Origin of the sequence: Pseudomonas sp. NFPP28, from assembly GCF_900115535.1 — a bacterium.
In the GTDB taxonomy this organism is placed as follows: Bacteria; Pseudomonadota; Gammaproteobacteria; order Pseudomonadales; family Pseudomonadaceae; genus Aquipseudomonas; species Aquipseudomonas extremorientalis.
In genome coordinates this window covers 228,688-247,454 of the sequence record NZ_FOWT01000002.1, presented here as the reverse complement: position 1 = coordinate 247,454, position 18,767 = coordinate 228,688, and the positions used below count along the sequence as shown (strand labels likewise).

Here is an 18,767-nt window from a genome sequence, read left to right as displayed (position 1 = left end):
TCGCATGACTGAATCCATCCGCAACGCTGATGTCCTGATCATCGGCGGCGGCCTGAGCGGCACGATGCTGGCCGTGCAACTGCTGCGCCTGCCGGGCGCGCGCCGGGTGCTGGTGATCGAACCGCGTGCCGAGCTGGGCCGGGGCGAGGCCTACAGCGCCGTCGAACTCGGCCACACCCTGAACGGCAACGCGGCGCGCATGAGTGTCGACCCGGACAACCCTGACGACCTGACCCAATGGCTCACCGACTACATCGGTGCCGGCGGCTGGCCTGAGTCCGACCAGCAACACGTGCCGATCAGCGAACTGTTCCCGCCACGCGGGATATTCGGCTTGTATGCCCAGCAACGTTTGGCCGAGGCGAAGGCGCAGTCCGCATCCAGCGTGGAGCATGTGCGCAGCGAGGTAGTCGACCTGCAAGTGGATGAAGGCTCAACCCTGCTGACCCTCGATAACGGCCAGCAACTGCGTGGCGCGTTTGCGGTACTGGCTACCGGCATGTTCCCGGCGGCGCGTACACCGCAGACTGAATCCAGCGGGCTGAACGCGGCGGCGGTGGACCCGTGGGACGTGAGCGCGATGCGCCGGATCGACCCGCAGGCGCCGGTGCTGATCATCGGTTCCGGGCTGACCATGGTCGACGCCGTGGTGTCCCTGGAACAGGCCGGGCATCGCGGGCCGATCGAGGTATTCTCGCGTCACGGCCTGCTGCCCCATGTGCGGCGGCAACCGCCGGCCTGGGGGGATTTCCTTGGGGAGGACCACCGCCTGCGCAGCCCTCGGCAGTTGCTGCGCGAGGTGCGCCGGCAATGCGCGCTTGCACGGGAGCAGGGCATCGACTGGCAGGCGCCGCTGGACACCGTGCGCGTGCATATCGCGCGCCTGTGGAGCCAGGCCAGCGAGCGCGAGAAGCGCCAGTTCGTGAGGCATGTACGGCCCTGGTGGGAGAGCCATCACCACCGCTCGCCGCCGTTGAGCGCGCAGTTGGTGGCGCGCTTGCACGAAGAGGGGCGGTTGCGGATCCGGGCGGCGTCGTTCAAGGGGTTGGAACCTTCGGGTGAAGGGGTGACGATTCGCTTGCGTTATCGCGGCGAGCAAGGCATCACCCAGGTCTCGGGCGCAGCGCTGATCAACTCCAGCGGTATCGAATACGACTGGCGCCGCGTGGCGCGGCCGCTGCCCCGGCAGTTGCTCAAGCGTGGGCTGATCCAGCCAGGGCCGCTGGCGTTGGGGATTGCGGCGGATGCGTCGGGGGCAGTGGTGGACGCCCAGGGGCAGGTCAGCCAGCGCTTGTTCGCCATGGGCCCGCCGTTGCGTGGGATGTGGTGGGAAAGCACGGCGGTGACTGATGTAGCGCTGCAAGCCAAGGCACTGGCCGCAAAGCTGATGCCCCTCCCACATAGGGTTTTCCATTTATCTTGAGGTCTTCACAAGGCCGGGTTTCAGGCCGAAGACTTCGACGCCCTGCGCGGTTGATTGCCCCGTGGTCACCTTCACCCGCTCCACCGGCTTATCCATCGTCTCCCGATACTCCACCGTGTTGTCCGCCTGGATTGCCTGGCTGGGAATCACCATCGCCTGGGCATTGTTGTAGGTCACGATGGTCAGCCGCGCACTCATCCCCAGGCGCACCCGTTGCAACTGCTGCGGCGTGAGTCTGGGGATCGACAGGGTCACCGGAAACTGCGCGCTGCCCTGGCTGTCGTTGGCAATTGCCAAGCCGCTGACCACGCTTACCGAGCCGGTCAGTCGCTCGCCATCAAACCCGTCGCCCAGCACTTCCACCGCCTGGCCCTGATGCAACTGGTTGATGTCCAGCTCCGAAACCTTGGCGGTGATTTTCAGTCGTTCAATGTTCGCCAGTCCAAACAGCACCTGGCCCTGGCTGACCTTGCTGCCGGCCTGCACCGGGGCATTGTTGTTGCCGCCGCCCTGGGATGAGGTGTTGCCCGGTGGCGGCACCACGATGCCGGAGAACGGCGCCTTGACCTCCTGGCCGTCGAGCAGCTTGTGCAGGGCGTCGTATTTCACCGTGGCGTTGGTCAGCTCCATGTCGGCGATCTGGCGGTACTCGCCCTTGCCCTGGTCGATGGCCTGTTGCAGTTCGCTGCGGGCGGACGCGAGATCCAGTTGCTGCTGCTGGGTCTGTTGCCTGAGGTCGTCCAGTTCATTGCGCGGGATGATGCCGCGCTTGAACAGGTTTTCGCTTTCGGTGAGTTTGCGCTGGGTGTTGCCGGCGGTCATTTCGGCGGTGCGCAGGCTGCGGCGGGCGCGGCTGACGGCGGGGCTGCTGTCCCAGTCCTGCATCTCTTGCACGGTGCGCCGAGCCTTGAGCTGGGCGGAAAGCGCTTCGCGCAATTGCACCTCCAGGGTGGCCGGGTCCATGCGCAACAGCACTTGGCCGGCCTCGACCCGCTGACCTTGCTCCACCAGGTTGGCTTGCACGTTGCCATCGAAGGGCGCGGTGAGGGTGATGGTGGTATCAGGCTCGATCTTGCCTACCAGGCCGATCCGGTGCTCCAGCGCTTCGGGTTTGACGGCGAGCCACTGTTCGCTGGCACCGCCCGGATCGGACGCCGGGCTGCGCAAGGCCAGGCCCGCACTGCCCAGCAGGACGATCAACACAGCACCCAGCAGGCGTTTCTGATTAGTAGTCATTGAGGGCGATTTCCCAACTTTCCAGCGTCATGCCCAGGGTCAGGTCGAGCTGGGTCTGGGCGTTCAAATAAGCGATCAGCGCATTCAGTTGCGCGTTTTCGGCGTTGCGCAGGTCGGTCTCGAAACTTAGTACCTGGAAGTTGGTGGAGCGTCCGGCGCTGAGTTTTTCCCGCTCGATCTCGATCTTGCGCCGCGACAATTCCACGGCGCGCTGGGAGATTTCATACTGGCGCCAGCGGGTGCCGAGGTCACGCACCACATCGTTGACGCTGCGTTCCAGTTCCTGGCGTGCATCGGTGATGCGGATGGCCTGGTCCTCCACATTCACTCGCGCGCGCACTTCGGCCTGGCGCGTGCTGATATCGCCGATGGGAATCTGCACTTGCACCCCGGCGTAGCTGTCCCAGGTACGGTTGTTGGAACGGCCGGTATCGTTGTCGGTGTTGGCGCGCACCTGGTTGGCGCCGGCCACCAGGTCCACTTGCCAGCGGCCCGAGTCCTTGGCGATCACCAGGTTGAGGTCGGCCTGCTGGCTGCCGAGCAGGGCGGCGAGGTATTCGGGTTGCTGGGTCTGCGCCAGGGTGAAGGCCTGGCGCTTATCGATCTGCATGGGCCTGGCCTCCAGGGCTTCGGTGGCGCGAATCGGCGTGGATAGGTCCAGGGCCAGCAGGCGCAGCAGCGCCAGGCGGCTGGTGTCCAGTTGGTTTTGTGCTTCTTCCACGCCCAGTTGCTGGGTGGCGATATCGGCTTCGGTCTGTACGATTTCGAATTCGGCCATGCGCCCGGCACTGATCAGCGCCTTGTTCACTTCCAGCAAGGTGCCGGAACGCTTGAGCGCATCCTGCACGATGCTCAGTTGTTCCTGGGCACGCAGCAGTTCGCGGTAGGTGGCAATGATCTGGCTGATGGTTTGCGCGACGGTGGCCTTGAGGTTCAGGCGGTTGGCCTGTTCCGACAGGCGCGACAGGCGCAGCGGCGCGGTGGTGGCGTCCCAGCCGGCACCGCGCAGCAGCGGTTGGATGATTGCCAGGTCCAGGCCGTCGCTGCGGTAGCGACCGGCGCGGTCGGCGTTGCTCAGTTGCTGGGTCCAGGCCATGCTCAGGCGCGTGCCGTACTCGCCAAGCAGGCTGGTGGCGGGCGCCACGTTGGCATTGCGCGTATTGTCGGCGGAGCCCCGGGTGCTGCGGTAGTAACTGTTGAGGGTGAGCTTGGGGTTGAACACATCTTCGGCCACGCGCAGGTCGAACTTCTGTGCCACCCGTTGCAGGTACGCGCTGCGGATCGCCGGGTTGTTGCGCAGGCCCAGGTACACCGCATCCCCGAGGGTCATGGCGGTGGTCTGGGCATTCAACGAAACGCTGCGCTCGTAGCCGCTGCGGGTGGTGCTGGGTGCCGATGGTCTGATGACCACGTCGGCGGCCATGCCGGGCAGGCTGGCGAATGCGAGCAGCCATAGCCATTTACTCATCGCGCAGGGCCTCCACTGGCTGCAACCGCGAGGCCGAGACCGCCGGGTAGATGCCGAAGAACAACCCCACCAGCAACGTGCTGCCCACCCCCAGCGGCAGGGCGGCGACCGCCAGGGCAAATTCCCAGCCCGACAGCCAGGCGTACAGCCAGGCCGCCGTCATGCCCAGCACGGCGCCACACAGGGCACCGACGGCGGTGAGGGTCACGGCTTCGAGCAGGAACAGGTTGCGGATGTCGCGCTGGCGTGCGCCGAGGGCCATGCGAATGCCGATCTCGCGACGGCGCTCCGAGACGTTCATCAGCATCACGTTCATCACCCCGACGCCACCGCCCACCAGGGAAATCGCCCCCAGGGCCAGCAGCAGATACGCAAAGGTGCGGCTTTGCCGGGTCAGGCCGTCGATCATTTGCTGGGGCACCTGGATGTCTGCATCGTGGTCGGAGAGCTGCGAGCTCAGGGCGCCAGCCACGTCCTTGGCAAGGCGTTCCATGTCCTGGCCGGGCGTGGCGCGGATGATCACGTTGCCGATCTGCGGTGTGGCATAGATGCGGCGCATGCCTTCGGCGGGGATGAACAGCGACTCGTTGGCCTGCACCGGCATCAGCATCGCCCGGGGCTGGTTGCGCAGGATGCCGATGATCAGGAACAGATAGTCGTTGATGCGCACACGGTCGCCCAGTTGCAGCGGGTCACCTGGCGCACCGAGCGCCTGGGCCAACTGGTCGCCGATCACGCCGTAGGTTTCATTGGCATCGAAGCTCGACAGGAAGCGCCCCTGCTGCATCACCAGGCGCATCGCGTCCTTGATGTCCGGCGTGCTGCCGACGAAGTTGGCGTTGGTGGTGCGACCGTGGAACACGATCGGCCCGCTGAACAGCGTGAGGGCGCCGATATGGGCAATCCCCGGCACGGTTTGGCGCACGGCGTCCAGGTCGAGGCGGGCAGGCATGGGGATACTGCTGCCGTCCTTGGGCGGGAACTGGGCGATCAGGGTGTCGGTGCCCATGTCCTTGAAGATCATCGCCGCGTCGGTGGCGGCGTTGTGGCCGATATTGATCAGCGCCACCACCGACGAACTGCCGATGACGATGCCCAGCAAGGCCAGGACCGAACGCTTGCCCAGCGTGCGCAGGCTGACGAACGCTTCATGCAGCAGTTGGCTGAGGCTTTGTTCGACCCGCAGGTTCATAGGCTCCCGGCCTCTTGCACCAAACCATTGCGCACCAGGATCTTGCGCTCCAGGCGCTCGGCGATATGCGGGTCGTGGGTGACGATGATCAGCGTGACTTGCTGTTCGCGGTTCAACGCCAGCAGCAGGTCCATGATCTCCTTTGCAGTGGTGCTGTCGAGGTTGCCGGTGGGTTCGTCGGCGAGGATCACCGAAGGCTTGCCCACCAGTGCCCGCGCGATGGCGACCCGTTGGCGCTGGCCGCCGGAGAGGTCGGCGGGGCGATGGTGGGCGCGGTCGGCCAGGCCGACCTGATCCAGCATGCGCAGGGCCTGTTCCACCGACTCATGCCGCGACACGCCGCGATAACTCAAGGGCAGGGCGACGTTGTCCAGGGCGCTGAGGCGCGGCAGCAGGTTGAAACTCTGGAACACGAAGCCGATCTGCTGGTTGCGGATAGCCGCCAACTGGTCCGGTGTGGCGTTGAAAATATCGTGGCCGGCGAAGTGGTACTGGCCGCAATTGGGCAGGTCCAGCAGGCCGAGAATATTCAGCAGGGTACTTTTGCCCGAACCGGAGGCGCCAAGGATGCCGCAGCTGTCGCCACTGGCGATGGACAGGCACACATCATTGAGAATGGCCAGGTGTTGCCCGGCCAGCTGATAGCTTTTGCCGATGCCTTGCAGGGAGATCAAGCCTGGGTGCGCGGGGGTATCTGTCATCATGACTACGCCTGCAGTCTCGACGATGCCGTGCTGCCCCGGAAAAGCATTGTTACAAGTTCGGGAGCTGCCTGGCATGCGTCACGGACTGGTTTTATTTCTTGTTTTTAAAATATTGTTTGAATACTAACCGTGTTCCCGCTGCTTCGCCAGCCATGGATATAGAGCGGTTTCATCCTTTGAAACGATTTCCTCCAGGGGCCTCCAGGCCGCTCAAAATTCATCCGACCAGTCTCAAAGAGCCCGTGGGCGCAGGCTTTTGATCATATGGCGCAGTGTCACTACTTGCTTTCAGGCGGCGGCCCCGGTATAAAAAATCAAATTATTTTTTAAAACAATATTTCCCACGTGGAACTTCTATGGTCGCGAAGAAAGTCAGCGCTCCAAACATTACCAAGACTCGATTGCTGGATGCGACAGAGGCTCTCTTCATCAAGTACGGATATGACGCGGTTTTGTTACGGCAGATTACCGAGCGTGCCCAGGTCAACCTGGCGGCGGTGAACTACCACTTCGGGGACAAGGATTCCCTGATGCAAACCCTGCTCAAGCAGCGCCTGGAGCCGCTCAACGAGCAGCGGCTGGAACTGTTGGCGCGGTGTGAGGCCGAGTCCGACGGCCCGCTGGACTGCGACACCTTGCTCGGCGTGCTGTTTGCCCCGGCCATGGGCCTGGAGCGCAGCGACCCGGCCAGTGCCAATGGGGAAGGGCGTTCGTTCATCCGTTTCCTGGGCCGGGTCTACAGCGATACGTCGCCGTTTATCCAGGAATACCTCAAGGTGCATTACCAGCCGGTGTTCCAGCGTTTCTTCGAAGCCTTCGCCCTGGCCTTGCCGGACCTGCCGCGCAATGAACTGGGGGTGCGCCTGCAATTTGCCCTCAAGGCGATTTCCGGGGTGATGGCCGGCACCGAGCTGCGCCTGCTGATGAACTCCATGAGCCTGGGCCGCCCGGCCACGGATGCCGAGGTGATGGCCAAGTTGATCACTCTGGTGTCGGCGGCGATTCGCGTGCCGCAGCAGAGCCCGGAAGCGGAAACTGCATTGGCCAAAGTGCTGGACACCCAGCGGGCCATTCGCGAACAAGCGGCAGCTCCCGCTGCCAAGGCTTCACGCTAGGTCAAATCCGATACAAAAAAAAGCCCGCTGGGGCGGCGGGCTTGATATGCAACGTTTGTAACGGATGAGGCTTCACCCTACGTTTCGGGATGTGAATAAAACGTGAAAAATATGTAAGAGAAAGTGTGAAAGTGTTGACGCTGGTAAATGCGGCAACAGGCCACCTCTCTAGATCTTCCAGCGTCCGGCAGTTTTGGCCAGGCGTTGGCGCATCGCGTCCACGTTTGCCGCCAGTTGTACCGTCAACAACCGATAGCCATCCAGCGCGCTGTAGACCGGCGTATCCAGTGCTGGCTCGGTGCCTGTGATAGGGCTGGGCCGCTGCAACCGCTCCGTCACCCCCGACTTCAACGCCCGCGCCATCCCCACCAACTGCACCCGGATCTGCCGATGTTCGGTCCTCAACATCACCTGCATCCGCGCCATCGCCTGTTCATCCCGTGGATCGGGCCGGGTATTGCCAAGAATCTCCAGGGTACTGATGCACATACGCAGATGCCGCTGGATCGCGTCCAGCTCGGTCATGGAAATCCGCACTTCCTTCGACACCGACGGCATCAGCGAACGCAGTTGCACCATCGACGCATTCAAGCGGTTGAGCAGCTTGACGTGCTCATCATCGGTGACCGACTGGCCATTGATGATCCGGCTGTAGATCGCCGCACAATCGCGCAGCGCACTGGCCAGGTTGTAGCGCCACGAATACACGGCGTACAGCGGCAGGGCGAACGAAAACGCCAAGGCCAGCACAATGCCGATCAAGATATCGACGGTGCGCCATAGCCCATCGGAGATCGGGTTGTCCCCGTGGCCGGCGACGATAAACACGGTGATCGCTGACAACAGGGCGATGTAGCCGCCCTTGCCGATGGCGTGATAGGAAAAGAACCCGCACACCGCCGACATCAACAGGTAGGTCAAGAAGGGCAGGCCGAAGTAGGCCTGCTGCACCACCACCACCAAGCCGACGCTGGCGCCGATCAAGGTGCCATAGGCACGCTCCACGGCTTTCTTGCCGATATTGCCGTGGTGCTGCAGACCACCGATCACGATCAGCATGGTCACCGACGCCCACTCACCGTGGGGCAGGTTGATACCGGTGGTCAGCAGGATCGTTGCCAGCAAGCCGATGGACACGCGCACGGCGTGGATCAGCTTGGCATGGCGGTAGCGGCGGTACGGGTCGAGCAGGGGGCGCAACAGGCGCCGGGCGAAGAAGGGCAGGTTCATCGGTAGTAAAGTGGCCTCGAAATTCAGGGGGTACGCGGTCCAAATGTGGGAGGGGGCAAGCCCCCTCCCACATTTGGGTCTGTAGCGTTTTCAGAAGATGTAGTCGGTAGTCAGGAAGCTTGAATCGCGGTTACGCAATATGTCGCTGACCAGCGCCTTGTTGCTCTCCTGGAACTTGGTCGCCACCAAAGTGCGGATCGAGAACACGCGCAAGGCGTCATGTACCGACAGCGTACCCTCGGCCGAGTTCTTGCGCCCGTTGAACGGGAAGGTGTCCGGGCCGCGCTGGCACTGGGCGTTGATGTTGATACGGCCGACCTGATTGGCGAAGGCGTCCACCAGGCGCCCGACTTCCACGGCGTTGGTGCCGAAGAGGCTCAGTTGCTGACCGAAATCGGAGTCGAGCACGTACTCGATCACGGTCTCCAGGTCGCGGTAAGGCACGATCGGCACCACCGGGCCGAACTGCTCTTCGTGGTACACGCGCATCTGCGGGTTCACCGGGTACAGCACCGCCGGGTAGAAGAACGAACCGCGACTTTCACCGCCATGCTCATTCACCACCTTGGCGCCATGTTGCGCGGCATCGGCTACCAGGCTGGTGAGGTAATCCACCTTGCCCACTTCGGGCAATGGCGTCAGCGCCACGCTGTCTTCCCACGGCATGCCGGGCTTGAGCGTGGCCAGTTTCTGGTTGAATTTCTCGATAAAACTGTCGACGACATCTTCATGCACGAAGAGGATTTTCAACGCGGTGCAGCGTTGGCCATTGAACGACAGCGAACCGGTAACGGCTTCGCTGACCGCATTGTCCAGGTCCACCTCGGGCAGCACGATGCCGGGGTTTTTCGCATCCAGGCCTAATGCCGCGCGCAGGCGGTGTGGTTTCGGGTGTAGTTTTTTCAGGTCGCTGGCGGCCTTGTTGGTGCCGATAAACGCAAAGATATCGATCTTGCCGCTGGCCATCAGCGCACTGACGGTTTCACGGCCGCTGCCGTAGATCACGTTGATCACCCCGGCCGGGAAGCTGTCGCGGAACGCCTCCAGCAACGGGCGGATCAGCAGCACGCCGAGCTTGGCCGGCTTGAACACCACGGTGTTGCCCATGATCAGCGCCGGGATCAGCGTGGTGAAGGTTTCGTTCAGCGGGTAATTGTAGGGGCCCATGCACAAGGCCACGCCCAGCGGTACGCGGCGGATCTGGCCGAGGGTGTCCTGTTCCAGCTCGAAGCGGCTGGAACGGCGGTCCAGTTCCTTGAGCGCGTTGATGGTATCGGTGATGTAGTCGCAGGTGCGGTCGAATTCTTTCTGCGAATCCTTGAGGTTCTTGCCGATCTCCCACATCAGCAGCTTGACCACCGCGTCGCGCTGTTCACGCATGCGCCGCAGGAACGCTTCGACATGCTGGATGCGCTCGGCCACGCGCATTGTCGGCCATTCGCCCTGGCCGCGGTCATAGGCACGCACGGCGGCGTCCAGGGCGGTAAGGGCGGTCTCGGCGTCCAGCAGCGGCGTGCTGCCGATATGCACGCGCTCGTCGCCAAACTGCACCGGGCTTTGCACCTTGGCCAAGGGGCCGTTCCATACCTGCAACTGGCCGTCGACCAGGTAATCACGCTGTTCAATGGGCGCTCCGAGCTGGAACTGCTCGGGAACTGCGGCGGCGGAGGCGGGAAACAGCTGGGCGAGCAGGTTGCTGGTGGTCATGGCGCTACCCCTGGAATAGTTGCAAAACATGACTAGAGAGTCACCCAACAACAGGCTCTATGGCAAGGCTTGCGCGCTTTCTTGTACGCAGGGCTGTGCCCGGCGGTTAAACTGCGCGGCTTTTCAGAAGGAGTTCACATGAGTCAGTACCAGCCGGGCATTCTTGCCGCACCGGTGCCGTTGCAGGCACGCCATCTGTTTTTTGCCGTGGAGGCTCTGGCAGCCGTACCCGCTGCGTTGGACGCACTGGTGCAACTGACCGATTCGGCGGCAGTGGTCGGTCTTGGCGAGCCGCTGGTTGCCGCACTGGGCGCACGCGTTGAAGGCTTGCGCAGTTTTCCGGCCATCAGCGGGCCGGGCGCGCATAACCCGTCCACACAGCAGGCGCTGTGGGTGTGGCTGCATGGCGTGGATCGCGGTGAACTGCTGTTGCGCAGCCGTGCATTTGAAAAGGCCCTGGCTCCGGCATTTCGCCTGGTGCAGATGACCGAAGGTTTCCGCTACAAGACCGGCTTCGACCTCACCGACTACGAAGACGGTACCGAAAACCCCCACGACGACGCCGCGGTCGACGCCGCCCTGACCGACAGCGGCGCCAGCTTCGCCGCGATCCAGCAATGGCAGCATGACCTCGATGGCTTCGCTGCGCTGCCGGCTCAGGAGCGCGACCACATCATCGGCCGCCGCCATGGCGACAACGAAGAGCTCGACGACGCCCCCGAGTCCGCCCACACCAAGCGCACCGCCCAGGAAAGCTTCACCCCGGAAGCCTTCGTGGTGCGTCGCTCCATGCCCTGGGCCGAGAATGGAAAGGCGGGGCTGATGTTCCTGGCGTTCGGCCATTCCTTCGATGCGTTCGAAGCGCAACTGCGCCGCATGAGCGGTCTGGAGGACGGGATTGTCGATGGCCTGTATCGCATCAGCATCCCCTTGACCGGTGGCTACTACTGGTGCCCGCCGATCAAGGATGGCCACCTGGACCTGAGCGCCCTGGGCTAAAGCACGCCGCTGGCCACACGTTCACCGCCGCCCGACGGTCTCATCGCCCGCGGGTGCGCCGCCCGCTCGAACCAGGTGGGCGCGACAAAACGATAGCCCATGCCCGATGCCGTGGCGATGTACGGCACATCGTCATCGCCCAGCGTGCGGCGCAGAGTCTTGATCTGTGTGCGCAGGTTGCATTCCTCGACCACCCGTTTCGGCCAGGCAATGTCGAGCAATTCGGTTTTCTGCAGCAATTCGCCGGGCCGCGAGGCAAGGGCGATCAGCAGGGTCAGGGCGCGGTTGCCAAGGTTTACCGGCTGGTCATGCCTGAGCAGTTGGTGGCGCTTGGGCAGCAGTCGGTAAGGGCCGAAGTGAATCTCAACGCAACCGTCGTCTTTGAGGAGAGTGGTGGGTGAATAATTCATGTCGGTCATAGATCACCTGGAAGATTTCTATATAGCCGGCCTGAAAGCGAGTCCTTTGGTTATTAGTGCAGTTGCACTAGCAGGCGCGGAGGAAAGTTGCTCGCCAAGCAATTGGGTTGCTTGGGACGAGTTATCAAACGCGATGATTAAGTCGCTTCTGTTACAAATCAAAATGTCTGGGAAGTTGGGCAAAAGGCTATTAGCGAAAAATGTGAAGTAATCGCGAAAATAAATGCCGGGTGTCGCTAGGTGGCGCGTTTCAAAAGAGGCTTATTGTTCAGCATTATTCAGTGGGTATTAGCGGAGTGCCCGTAAACATTGGTCTTGAGCGTGTTTTTGTTTTTCTCTGAAAGTTCCATGTCACTCAGGCGATGAATTTTTTTCAACGCCAGGTTGAGCCAAACCTTTCACAGCGCGTATCTGAAACGTTTCACAAGCTTTCACAGCGAAGGCGTTTTGATCGTGAGTAGTATGGGGCCCATGCAAACCAACAACGGTTCGAAGGCGCATTGTCTGACGTTTTGGGTCTTCATCGGTTTGCATACTTTCAGCGTGCTGTTGCGCAACTGAATAACTTCCCTATCGATGCAAGGAGATGAACATGGCTGATGTCCCACCAGTAAAAGCAGGCGGCGCCGACGACGCTATCGCGAAGATGGAAGCGACCTTCAACATGGCTATCGAGAAGTCGGCCAAGATCACCGAAATCAGCACCGCGAAAAAAGCCGAGCTGGACGCCACCAAACAGCGTCCGCAGAACTGATTCGCCAAACGGGCGGCGCCGGCGCTGCCCGTTTACCTCTCAATTCCCGTTTTTATCCTGATTCTTGACCCCGTTGCACAGGCTCAAAGGGGCAAACCCGACTATGACAGCCCTGATTTCCCTGGGCCCGGTCGCCGCAACTGGCGCACCGACCCTGACGGTGACCGGCGGTTTGCATCAGGGCAGTTCCCTGGTGCTCGACCAGCCTGTCTACACCCTCGGCGCCTATCTGGCGGCTGATTTGGTGCTCAGCGATCCCGGCGTTGCCGGCCTGCACCTGCGCCTGCGTTTTGAAGGCGGCCAGGTGGCGGTCGAAGCCTTGGGCGGTGACGTATTGATCGCCGGCAATGTGCGCATTCCCCAAGGCAACGGTCATCGCGCGCGGTTGCCGGTGCAGCTGCGCATCGGCACGGCGGGGGTGAGCCTGGCAATGCCTGGCGGTGCTGAAAAACCAGTGCCCGCGTCACGCACATTGACCCCCTGGATCGTCGCGACCGCGCTGCTGTTTATCTGTGCTGGAGCGCCGGCGTTTCGCAGTGAAGCACCACCGCAGCCGACAACCGCCGTTGCCGCCGTTGCACCGCTGAAAACACCTACCCGCGAACAGGCCAAGGCCTGGCTGGAGCAGCAGTTGCAAGCCGCCCGACTGGATACCGTGAAGGTCAGCAACAGCAACGGCCAGCTCAGCGCCACGGGCACCTTCGAACAGTCGCAAAAACCGCAGTGGCTGGCGGTGCAGCAAGCCTTCGACCAGCGTTACGGCCAGCAGATCGTGCTCAACCCGCGCGTCGCCGTGCGGGCCGATGCGGCGGCGCCGCGCGTGCGCTTGCAGGCCGTGTGGTTCGGGCCTCATCCGTACGTGATCAACGACAGCGGCAAGCGCTTGTACCCCGGCGCGGCGCTGGCGGACAACTGGGTGCTGGAACGTATCGAAAACAACCAAGTGATCCTCGCCCGTGGCGAGGAGCGCTTCACCTTCACGTTGTGACCACGCTCTTAAGCTAAGGCCCAGGGATGAAAGTCGAACCCCGCCCGTTGATCCCCAGTGACGTACGCAGTGCGCCGGTCGAAGCTGTGCGCCCGGTCAATTCGCGCCAGGCCACCGCCTTCGAAGCGGTGCTCAAGACCCGCAAGACCCAGACCCGTCGCTCCCTGCGCAGCGACCTCGAAGAACTCACCGGCGCCGCTGGCGTCGACTCGCTGTTGTTCGGCAGTGCTCGCTCCCTGGAACTGCTGGAGCATGTGATGGAACACATCCTGCCAAGCCTGGACGCCGAGCCACACATCAAGGCACTGGCCGTCGAGCTGATCGGCGAAGAGATCGAGATGCGCCGCACCCTCGCACAGCAACGCTCGGAGGTACACGCCTGATGGCCCGCGATAACGACGACGCCGTGCAACTGCTCAAGGGCATCGGCGAGCTGTACCGGCGCAATGGCCAGTCCCAGCGCGCCCTGGTGATGCTGCTGATCGCGGTCAACGTCGCCCCCGATGACGGCGTGTTGCTGCGCTCGCTGGTGCTGGCTTTCACCGACAGCGGCGACGCGTCCCGCGCCCTCGGCGCCCTGGACCGTCTGGTGGCGCTGGAAGGCGAGTCCGCCAGCCTGTTGCTGCTGCGCGCCCGCGCCTTGTGGTACGGCGAGCGCAAGGACGACGCGCGCCAGTGCTTCAAACGCTATCTGGCTGCACGCAGGGCCGGCGCATGAGTGTGCTCAACCGCCTGAACAACCTGGCGCGCCTGGCTGCCCAGCGCACCGACGTGATCATCGTCGCATTCATGCTGATGGCGATTGTGATGATGATCATCCCGCTGCCCACCTACCTGGTGGACGCGCTGATCGGTCTCAATATCGCCCTGAGCATCCTGATCCTGATCGTGGCCTTCTACATCGGCCACTCGGTAGAGTTCTCCGCGCTGCCGCCGCTGATCCTGCTCAGTACGCTGTTTCGCCTGTCGCTGTCGATCACCACCACCCGTTTGATCCTGCTGCACGGCGACGCCGGGCATATCGTCAAGGCCTTCGGCGACTTCGTGATCGCCGGGCAAGTGGTGGTGGGCATGGTGGTGTTCCTGATCATCACCGTGGCGCAGTTCGTGGTGATCACCAAGGGGGCCGAGCGCGTGGCGGAAGTGGCCGCGCGCTTCACCCTGGACGCGATGCCCGGCAAGCAGATGAGCATCGACAACGACTTGCGCAATGGTGATATCGACCAGGCCGAAGCCCGTCGTCGCCGCTCTCGATTGGAGCGTGAAAGCCAGATGTTCGGCGCGATGGACGGCGCCATGAAGTTCGTGAAGGGCGACGCCATCGCCGGCCTGGTGATCCTGGCGGTCAACCTGCTGGGCGGCATGCTGATCGGCATGATCGAGCGCGACATGCCGTTCGGCGTGGCGGTGCACACCTACTCGTTGCTCACCGTGGGTGACGGCCTGATTGCACAGATCCCGGCGCTGCTGATTTCGGTGGCGGCGGGCACCGTGGTCACCCGCGTCAACAGCGACGGCGAAGCAGGGGACCTGGGCAGCGAGATCATCAAGCAACTGGGCGCCAGCTACCGCGCTCTGGGGTTGACCGCGTTGATCATGATCGGCGTGAGCCTGCTGCCGGGGTTTCCGACCTGGGTGTTCCTCGGCTTGTCCCTGGTGTTCGGTGGCGCGGCATTCATGATGTATCGCCGGCATCACCGCCAGCCGGAACTTGAAGTGCTGGTCGAGACCCCGGAGCCGGTGGTCGAAGTCCAGGCCGAACGGGATGACAACCTGCTGCCCGATACCCGCGTGCTGCTGACCCTCGGCAGCGGCGTGTCCCAAAGCGCGCCGCGCCAACTGCTGCGCCAACGCGTCGAAGCGCTGTGCCACGACCTGCGCACCGAACTCGGCGTGGATATACCGGTACCGGGCATCTACATGGAAGCCAAGGCCACGCCTGGCAGTTTCCGCGTGTCCCTGGAAGGCGTGCCGGTAAGCGAAGGCGAGTTGCCGACCAACTGCCTGCTGGTGCAGGACGATCCGGTGCATGTGCAGTTGCTCGACCTCGCCACGGTGCAGGCCGATTCGCCGCTCACGGGCCGCAACGCCCACTGGGTCGAGCGCCAGCACGAAGACACGTTGCGCAACGCCGGCATCGGTTTCCTGCTGCCCGACGAGGTGTTGCGCGGTGTGCTGGAGCGCAGCCTGCGCCGCTATGCCGCCGACTTTCTCGGCATCCAGGAAACCCGTCTGCTGCTGGAGCGCACCGAGGCCACCTACGGCGAACTGGTCAAGGAAGCCCTGCGCCTGGTGCCGTTGCAGCGGGTGGCCGAGACCCTGCGTTTGCTGGTGGGCGAAGGCGTGTCGATCCGCAACCAGCGCGCCCTGCTCGAAGCCATGGTGGAGTGGGGCGCCCGTGAAACCGATGCCGGGCGCCTGGCCGAGCACCTGCGCGCCGCGTTGGCACGGCAGATCAGCCATCAGTACGCCGACCGCAACCGGGTGATCGGTGCGCTGGTGCTGGCGCCGGGCCTGGAAGACCAGTTGCGCGGCTCCCTGCGTCGCCAGGAACCGCAGCGCGAGTTGATCCCCGAGGACGTCAGCCGCGCCTTGCTCGCCCAACTGCGCCAGGCGTGCGAGCACACCCGCGAGGTCAACAGCGCGGTGTTGCTGGTGCACCCGGAACTGCGCCGCAGCCTGCGCCGCCTGGTGGTGCGCGGCGAGCTGGAACTGGCGGTGCTGTCGTTCCGCGAACTGGCCACCGAGTACAACCTGCAAGCGCTGGTGACCATCAGCTTGACCGAGATTTCCAATCGCCGCGGGCCTGCCGCGGCTTCCGTCACTCCCCTGGCGTCTGCCTCATGATGCGTTTTTGTGTGTTGTTGCTGACTGTATTTTCGTGTGTGAGCCAGGCTCAGGAAATCGCCGCCGGTGCCGGAGGTTCTATCGCCCTGGCCTCCGGCGAAGGGCGCATCCTGCATTTTGTCGCCCCCGTGGACACGGTGTTGGTGGCCGAACCGAATGTGGCCGACTTGCAGGTGGTGTCACCGGGCACCCTCTACATCTTCGGCAAGGCGCCGGGCAATACCAGCCTGATCGCCCTCGGCAGTGACGGTCAGCAACTGGCGAGCCTGAGCCTGGCCGTCAGCAGCGCCAGCCAGGCGGTGACGGCGCCGATGCAGGCATTGCATCCCGGCAACGCTGCGCAGATCAGCGGCGCGGGTAACCGTCTGATCGCCAAAGGCACCGTGGGATCGGTAGCGGAAGCCACGGACTTGAACGCGCTGCTCAATCCCCAGGGGCAGGGTTTCCAGAGCGCGATCAACACCACCGAGTACGCAGGGGCCGCCCAAGTGAACTTGCGGGTGCGTTTTGCCGAAGTGTCCCGTTCGGAGTTGCTGCACTACGGCGTGAACTGGAACGCGATGTTCAACAACGGCACGTTCTCGTTCGGCCTGATCACCGGCGGGCCATTGGCCGCAGCCTCGGCGGGTGGCTTGGCCGCAGCGGGCGCAGGCTCGGGCAATGTGAATATCGACGGCATGCTCGACGCCTTGCAGGCCAACGGTGTGCTGCAGATTCTCGCCGAGCCGAACATCACCGCCATGACCGGCCAGACCGCCAGCTTCCTCGCCGGTGGCGAAGTGGCGATCCCCGTGCCGGTCAACCGCGACCTGGTGGGCATCGAATACAAGTCGTTCGGCGTGTCGCTGTTGTTCAACCCGACCCTGCTGCCCAACGGCCGCATCGCCCTGCAAGTGCGCCCGGAAGTCAGCAGCGTGGTCAGTGGCGGCACCGTGGATTTCGGCAACTTTCATGTGCCGTCCTTCAGCGTGCGCCGCGCCGATACGCGGGTGGAAGTCGGCAGTGGGCAGACCTTCGCCATCGCCGGGCTGTTCCAGCGGGAAAGCAGCCAGGATATCGAGAAACTGCCGCTGCTGGGTGACCTGCCGATCCTCGGCAATCTGTTCCGCTCCAAGCGCTTCCAGCGCAATGAAACCGAGTTGGTGATCCTGATTACGCCGTACCTGGTGGAGCCGGTGCGCGGTCGCACCCTCGCCACGCCCCTCGACGCACCACCGGCTACCGCAGCGACCACCGGACCGCGCAGCGGCGGGGCGTTCGGTTTCTACATGAATTGATCAGGGGGCCTGCCATGAATGTTTTACGTGTGTTGCTGCTGTTGCCCCTGGCGCTGATGGGTTGCCAGACCCACCTGGCGCCGACGTACTACTCATCCGAATACCGCGCCGATGGCTTGCCGACCCAATGCCAGCAACCCCCGGCGACGGACACCATTGGGCTGGGCGAGGATTTCAAGCCGACGTTGGCGCTGGGCTGTGCGAACAATTTGAACCTGATGCAGATGGTCGAGCGCAAGCAGGACCTGACCCAAGGCCGCCCCACAGGGCCGGCCATGGCCGCGCCAGTGGGCCGCGCTGCCCAGGTGTACATCGAAGGGTTTGACCGCGAGCAATTGCAGCGGCGCAAGGATCAGCAGGAAGCCAAGGCCGATGCGGCGGGGGGCAAGCAATGAGCTGTGTTGCTTGTTGTGGCGAGCGGGCTTGCCCCGCGTTGGGGCGCGAAGCGGCCCCTGTCAAATTCACCGCATTCCAACAGACAGTTCTCAGCGCCTGGTTTTGGGGCTGCTTCGCAGCCCAACGCGGGGCAAGCCCGCTCGCCACAACAGGCCCGCTCACCACAACAACCCTGCTCACCACAGAACGCTCATCCACAACAGATTCAACGCGAATCAACCAACCCCAGCTCTCGTGCCTGGGCCAGCGGATCACTGATCGCCTTGATCCGCTTGGCTTCATCCACCAACCGCGCCCTTTCGGCTGCGGGAATATCGTCCAACGGCAGCGCAGCGACGCGGTCTTCATGTCCTGTCAACACCATCACCAACAACTCATTGCGCTGATGCCGCGCCAAGGCACGGGGCGACTGGGTAACGGGAGCGATGGTGTCCAACGCCTGCTGCGACTGCCCGCCCAGCGCATACGCCAGGGCCAGGTTGCAGCGGTTGTCGAGGTCGTCGGGCTTGAGGCTCAGGCTCCTGGCGAACGCGGTTTGCGCCGCAGCGGCCTGGCCATTGAGGATCTGCGCGACACCCAGGCGGGTGTACGCAACCGGCAAGCCGCTGATCCCGGCCGCCTGGCCCAGGGCGGTGACGGCGCGCTGAGTCTTGCCCACTTGCAATTGCGCGGTGCCCAGGCCGAGCAGGGCTTCGGCATTGCGGGCGTCGAACCCCAGGGCCTGCTGGAAGGCGCGCTCGGCGCCCGCCGCATCCTTGGCGTCGAGCCTGGCCTGGCCGAGCTTGAGCCACAGCTCGATACCCGCGCCGGGTTGGTGCGCCGCCCGCTCGTACAGCGCTGCCGCACTGGCGTAGTCGCCGCGCTGGCTCAGGTCATTGGCCAGTTGCAGGGACTTGTCGGCATCGGTCGCAGGTGGGTGGGCGCAGGCGGTCAGCAGCAGGGTACTGGCGAGCAGAAATCTAGGGGTCATCGTCACAACTCGTCTGGCGAAGGCGGAGGCCATGTAAGCATA

18 protein-coding genes are annotated in these 18,767 nt (G+C 63.5%); 10 read left to right on the top strand and 8 right to left on the bottom strand.

The genetic code is table 11. The annotated features are described in order from the left end of the window. Positions 1 to 4: 4 nt before the first annotated feature. Positions 5 to 1,423 carry an FAD/NAD(P)-binding protein gene (locus BM110_RS06590; RefSeq protein WP_093512831.1) on the top strand — a complete coding sequence of 473 codons (1,419 nt, stop codon included), beginning with the start codon at positions 5 to 7 and terminating at the stop codon, positions 1,421 to 1,423. Here BM110_RS06590 and BM110_RS06585 read toward each other — a convergent pair. The 4 genes from BM110_RS06585 to BM110_RS06570 are packed head-to-tail and all read right to left on the bottom strand — an operon-like array spanning position 1,415 to position 6,023. Continuing rightward, entirely contained in the window at positions 1,415 to 2,659 is a 1,245-nt protein-coding gene (locus BM110_RS06585) for an efflux RND transporter periplasmic adaptor subunit (protein ID WP_093123954.1), read from the bottom strand. The genes BM110_RS06590 and BM110_RS06585 overlap by 9 nt on opposite strands. Next, on the bottom strand, positions 2,649 to 4,127 hold the full coding sequence (locus BM110_RS06580; protein WP_093512829.1) for a TolC family protein: 1,479 nt from the start codon (positions 4,125 to 4,127) through the stop codon (positions 2,649 to 2,651). The genes BM110_RS06585 and BM110_RS06580 overlap by 11 nt, the downstream gene beginning before the upstream one ends. Beyond that, positions 4,120 to 5,319, bottom strand: coding sequence for an ABC transporter permease (locus BM110_RS06575; RefSeq protein WP_093512827.1), 1,200 nt, complete (start codon positions 5,317 to 5,319; stop codon positions 4,120 to 4,122). Before BM110_RS06575 ends, BM110_RS06580 begins: the two co-directional genes overlap by 8 nt. Beyond that, positions 5,316 to 6,023, bottom strand: coding sequence for an ABC transporter ATP-binding protein (locus BM110_RS06570; RefSeq protein ID WP_093512825.1), 708 nt, complete (start codon positions 6,021 to 6,023; stop codon positions 5,316 to 5,318). Before BM110_RS06570 ends, BM110_RS06575 begins: the two co-directional genes overlap by 4 nt. Before the next feature lie 356 nt (positions 6,024 to 6,379). Here BM110_RS06570 and BM110_RS06565 point away from each other — a divergent pair, with 356 nt between their 5' ends. Further along, positions 6,380 to 7,138 (top strand): TetR/AcrR family transcriptional regulator, encoded by a 759-nt coding sequence (locus BM110_RS06565; protein WP_092244948.1) that lies wholly within the window; start codon positions 6,380 to 6,382, stop codon positions 7,136 to 7,138. Positions 7,139 to 7,306: 168 nt separating this feature from the next. On the opposite strand, the gene BM110_RS06560 is transcribed toward BM110_RS06565, so the two are convergent. Then, on the bottom strand, positions 7,307 to 8,368 hold the full coding sequence (locus tag BM110_RS06560; RefSeq protein WP_092244949.1) for an FUSC family protein: 1,062 nt from the start codon (positions 8,366 to 8,368) through the stop codon (positions 7,307 to 7,309). A 90-nt stretch (positions 8,369 to 8,458) separates the two neighbouring features. Then, positions 8,459 to 10,075 (bottom strand): NADP-dependent glyceraldehyde-3-phosphate dehydrogenase, encoded by a 1,617-nt coding sequence (locus BM110_RS06555; protein WP_093512823.1) that lies wholly within the window; start codon positions 10,073 to 10,075, stop codon positions 8,459 to 8,461. 138 nt (positions 10,076 to 10,213) lie between these two features. Here BM110_RS06555 and BM110_RS06550 point away from each other — a divergent pair, with 138 nt between their 5' ends. Further along, a complete protein-coding gene (locus BM110_RS06550) occupies positions 10,214 to 11,074 on the top strand; it encodes a Dyp-type peroxidase (RefSeq protein ID WP_093512820.1) in 861 nt (286 codons plus the stop codon). On the opposite strand, the gene BM110_RS06545 is transcribed toward BM110_RS06550, so the two are convergent. Next, on the bottom strand, positions 11,071 to 11,493 hold the full coding sequence (locus tag BM110_RS06545; RefSeq protein ID WP_092244954.1) for a winged helix-turn-helix domain-containing protein: 423 nt from the start codon (positions 11,491 to 11,493) through the stop codon (positions 11,071 to 11,073). The genes BM110_RS06550 and BM110_RS06545 overlap by 4 nt on opposite strands. Before the next feature lie 592 nt (positions 11,494 to 12,085). Here BM110_RS06545 and BM110_RS29550 point away from each other — a divergent pair. From BM110_RS29550 to BM110_RS06510, 7 genes are all read left to right on the top strand, one after another. Beyond that, on the top strand, positions 12,086 to 12,247 hold the full coding sequence (locus BM110_RS29550) for a hypothetical protein (protein ID WP_016969018.1): 162 nt from the start codon (positions 12,086 to 12,088) through the stop codon (positions 12,245 to 12,247). Positions 12,248 to 12,350: 103 nt separating this feature from the next. Beyond that, the gene (locus tag BM110_RS06535) at positions 12,351 to 13,235 is read left to right on the top strand and encodes a SctD/MshK family protein (RefSeq protein ID WP_093512815.1); all 885 of its coding nucleotides are present in this window, start codon (positions 12,351 to 12,353) and stop codon (positions 13,233 to 13,235) included. A gap of 26 nt (positions 13,236 to 13,261) precedes the next feature. Next, positions 13,262 to 13,618, top strand: coding sequence for a hypothetical protein (locus BM110_RS06530; RefSeq protein ID WP_093123932.1), 357 nt, complete (start codon positions 13,262 to 13,264; stop codon positions 13,616 to 13,618). Continuing rightward, positions 13,618 to 13,953, top strand: coding sequence for a tetratricopeptide repeat protein (locus BM110_RS06525; protein ID WP_071491939.1), 336 nt, complete (start codon positions 13,618 to 13,620; stop codon positions 13,951 to 13,953). Before BM110_RS06530 ends, BM110_RS06525 begins: the two co-directional genes overlap by 1 nt. Then, on the top strand, positions 13,950 to 16,082 hold the full coding sequence (gene sctV, locus BM110_RS06520) for a type III secretion system export apparatus subunit SctV (RefSeq protein ID WP_093512813.1): 2,133 nt from the start codon (positions 13,950 to 13,952) through the stop codon (positions 16,080 to 16,082). The genes BM110_RS06525 and sctV overlap by 4 nt, the downstream gene beginning before the upstream one ends. Continuing rightward, positions 16,079 to 17,359, top strand: a complete 1,281-nt coding sequence (locus BM110_RS06515) for a type II and III secretion system protein family protein (protein WP_093123928.1) — start codon at positions 16,079 to 16,081, stop codon at positions 17,357 to 17,359. Before sctV ends, BM110_RS06515 begins: the two co-directional genes overlap by 4 nt. A gap of 14 nt (positions 17,360 to 17,373) precedes the next feature. Further along, positions 17,374 to 17,754, top strand: a complete 381-nt coding sequence (locus BM110_RS06510) for a hypothetical protein (RefSeq protein WP_071491936.1) — start codon at positions 17,374 to 17,376, stop codon at positions 17,752 to 17,754. A 206-nt stretch (positions 17,755 to 17,960) separates the two neighbouring features. On the opposite strand, the gene BM110_RS06500 is transcribed toward BM110_RS06510, so the two are convergent. Next, positions 17,961 to 18,725: a tetratricopeptide repeat protein gene (locus BM110_RS06500; RefSeq protein ID WP_093512809.1), complete on the bottom strand. Its 765-nt coding sequence runs from the start codon at positions 18,723 to 18,725 to the stop codon at positions 17,961 to 17,963. Positions 18,726 to 18,767 lie beyond the last annotated feature (42 nt).